Origin of the sequence: Noviherbaspirillum sp. (assembly GCF_036846085.1) — a bacterium.
In the GTDB taxonomy this organism is placed as follows: Bacteria; Pseudomonadota; Gammaproteobacteria; order Burkholderiales; family Burkholderiaceae_D; genus Noviherbaspirillum.
Map to the genome: position 1 here is coordinate 1 of NZ_DAIUCO010000378.1, position 3235 is coordinate 3235.

The 3235-nt window shown below is 64.4% G+C and carries 3 protein-coding genes; all 3 read right to left on the reverse strand.

Features of this window, described 5'->3' with window-relative positions; translation table 11 throughout:
- A partial coding sequence (locus tag V7080_RS24930; protein WP_334191069.1) for a Bug family tripartite tricarboxylate transporter substrate binding protein occupies positions 1-960 on the reverse strand: 960 nt, incomplete at its 3' end.
- A 41-nt stretch (positions 961-1001) separates the two neighbouring features.
- On the reverse strand, positions 1002-1913 hold the full coding sequence (gene kdgD / locus V7080_RS24935; RefSeq protein WP_334191070.1) for a 5-dehydro-4-deoxyglucarate dehydratase: 912 nt from the start codon (positions 1911-1913) through the stop codon (positions 1002-1004).
- 193 nt (positions 1914-2106) lie between these two features.
- Positions 2107-3180: a LacI family DNA-binding transcriptional regulator gene (locus V7080_RS24940; protein WP_334191071.1), complete on the reverse strand. Its 1074-nt coding sequence runs from the start codon at positions 3178-3180 to the stop codon at positions 2107-2109.
- Positions 3181-3235 lie beyond the last annotated feature (55 nt).

Here is a 3235-nt window from a genome sequence, read left to right on the forward strand (position 1 = left end):
GGCTTCGATGACGTTCTTCCAGCGTGCCAGTTCCTGCGCCTGGAACTTCGTGAATTCCTCCGGCGAATTGGCGACGATCTCAAAGCCCTGCTCGGTCAGCTTTTTCTTGAGCTCCGGGTCGTTCAATGCGCCGGTGACCGCGCCATGCAGCTTCGCCTTCACATCCTTCGGCAAGCCCTTCGGCGCGGCGACGCCCTGCCAGGAATAGACATCGACTTCCTTGATGCCCGCCTCGTTCAGGGTCGGCACGTCGGGCAGCAGCGTCGAACGCTTGTCGCCGGTGATCGCCAGCGCCTTCAGCTTGCCGGTCTTGATATGGCCGACGACGACATTGATGTTCTGGAACGAGACATCCGCGTGGCCGCCGATCAGGTCGGTGATCGCCGGTGCGCCGCCTTTATAGGGAACATGCACGCCGCGGGTGGCGGTTTTCTGCCAGAACAGGGCGGCGGTCAGGTGGTCCGACGACCCCGCGCCGGACGAGGCGAAGCTCACCTTGTCGGGATTTTTTTTGAGGTAGGCGACCAGGTCCTGCAGCGAATTCGCCGGGAAGTTCGGCGTCGCCACCAGAACGTTGGGCGCGCGCACGGCGACGGTCAGCAGGTCGAAATCCTTCGAGGGATCGTAGGTCAGTTTTTTCTGCAGTACCGGGTTGACCGAATACACGCCGATCGACGCCACCATGAAGGTATAACCGTCGGCCGGCGCATTCTTGACGAAGCCGGCGCCGATCGCACCGGTGGCGCCCGGCTTGTTTTCCACCACGATCGGCTGGCCGAGGGTGGCCTGCATCTTCGGCGCGATGGCCCGGGCGATCGCGTCGGTCGAGCCGCCCGGCGGGAACGGCACGACCGCGGTGATCGGCTTTTCCGGATAACCGGCGGCATGCGCGCCGGTGGCGGCGGCGAAAGTGGTGAGGGTAGCGATCCCGATGGCTGCTGCGGAAATCAGTTGCTTCATGTCTCTTCTCCTGTGCCCGTCCGGGCTGTTGTTGTCTTGTGTTACTGGGGTCCCAATGGCTTGATCAGTGCGGCGAGCTGCTCCACTTCCGCCGCTTTCAGGTCCGACAGCGGCGGCCGCACCGGGCCCGCGCCATGACCGACGATGTTGGCGCCTGCCTTGACGATGCTGACGGCATAACCCTGGCCGCGATTGCGCAGCTCGATGTACGGCAGGAAGAAGTCGCGGATCAGGCGATTGGTGGTCGCGGTGTCGCCTTTCGCATGGGCGTCGTAGAACTCGACGGCGGTGCGCGGAATGAAGTTGAAGACCGCCGAAGAATAGACCGGCACGCCCATCGCCTTGTAGGCGCCGGCAAACACTTCCGCCGTCGGCAGGCCGCCGAGGTAGGCGTAGCGATCGCCGAGCGTCTGGCGGATGGCGACCATGGATTCGATGTCGCCGATGCCGTCCTTGAAGCCGACCAGGTTCGGGCAGCTGTCGGCCAGTTTCAGCAGCGACTCCGGCGTCAGGCGGCAGGCACCGCGGTTGTACACGATCACGCCGAACTTCACGCTGCGGCAGACCGCCTGCACATGCGCGACCAGGCCTTCCTGGCTCGCCTCGGTCAGGTAATGCGGCAGAAGCAGCACGCCCTGCGCACCCTGGCGCTCGGCTTCCTGCGCGTACTTGATGGCCAGGGTGGTGCCGCCGCCTGCGCCGGCGATGATCGGCATGCGGCCCTTGCAGGTCTCGATGGCAGTATGGATTACCTGAGAAAACTCTTTTGGTTCCAGCGAGAAAAATTCACCCGTCCCCCCGGCGGCGAACAGCGCGGAAGCGCCGTAAGGCATCAGCCATTCAAGCCGCTCGGCATACGGACCGGGGTTGAAGTTCAGCGCCTCGTCGAAATCCGTCAGCGGGAAAGACAGCAGGCCGCTTTGAAGGACGCTTTTTAACTCAATCGGATTCATGGTTCACCTATGGAAAAGTTGTTGCCGGCCTGACTGGCTTGCCGCGCAATCCCGCAACGGCGATGGACAGCGAAATAACTGTAAATGGTACCGCTACCAAATTCATGGTGATTGCATGGTAGCGGTACCAAATTAGCGTGTCAACGTGTTTTTTGGGAAACCTCCGACGTGCCGGAACGTGCCTTACAGATGGTCAGGCGCTGTCGCGCCGGACGATTGAAAAGCCGATGTCGCGTATCGGCTGGTCGACGGACCGACCCTCGGCCCTGTCCATGATGAACCGGGCGGCAAGCTGGCCGATCGCGGTGCCGTCGATGCGCACGGTGGTGAGCGCCGGATGCAGGTCGCGGGCGAAACCCAGGTCGCCGAAGCCGCATACCGCAAGCTGCCGCGGCACCGGGATGCCACGCGCCTGGGCCTCGGTCAGCACGCCGAGCGCCAGCATGTCCGAGCTGCAAAATACGGCGTCGATATCCGGACTGTGCTCCAGCAGGCGGCTTAGCCCCTCACGCCCGCTCGCCAGGGTGGTGGGCGCCTGGACCACGTGGGACGGAATGCCGGCCGCGCCGGGTGCTGCCATGCCGAGCCGCAGCGCGGCCTGGGCGAAGGCATTGTGGCGTCGCACTGCCCTGTCGTCGTTGCCATTGATGCTGGCAACCCGCCTGCAGCCGCGCTCGTGCAGGTATTCGGCGACGGCGATGCCGATGTTTTCATGGGAGAAGCCGACCAGCATGTCGATGGGCGTGGCGGTCAGGTCCCAGGTCTCCACCACCGGGATGCCGCTGGCCAGCAGGCGGCGGCGGCCGTCCGCCGAACGCATGATGCCGGTCAGGACCACGCCGTCGGGACGGCGGCCGATGATGGCGTCCAGCAGCGCGTCTTCGCGGGAATTTTGGTAGCCGCTCTGCCCCAGCATCAGCTGGTAGCCATGTTCGGCCAGGGCTTCGGTAAGCGAATGCACACTTTCCTGGAAGACCGGTCCGGCAATCGTCGGCACGACGGCGGCGACAAGCCGGCTTTTGCTGGAAGCCAGTCCGCCGGCCAGCATGTTGGGCACGTATCCGGTGCGCCGGACCGCGTCCTGCACCCGCTCCAGCACCAGCGGCGAAACGGCGCTGGGCGAGTTCAGGGCGCGGGACGCGGTGATGGGTGCGACGCCGGCCAGCTTGGCGACATCCCTGAGGGTGACGCTGCCCGTGCCGCGGCGGCCCCGTCGTTTGACTTCCGCCGCGTCATCCGCGACCGGTTTGTTCAGTTTGTCGATCATCTGGAAACATGAAAGGAATATTTGGTAGCGATACCATCGGACTGGATTATAGGGG

What these genes read in the sequence shown, in the direction of transcription:
- V7080_RS24940 (WP_334191071.1), bottom strand. Translation starts at nt 3,180, where the DNA reads ATGATCGACAAACTGAACAAACCGGTCGCGGATGACGCGGCGGAAGTC.
- kdgD (WP_334191070.1), bottom strand. Translation starts at nt 1,913, where the DNA reads ATGAATCCGATTGAGTTAAAAAGCGTCCTTCAAAGCGGCCTGCTGTCT.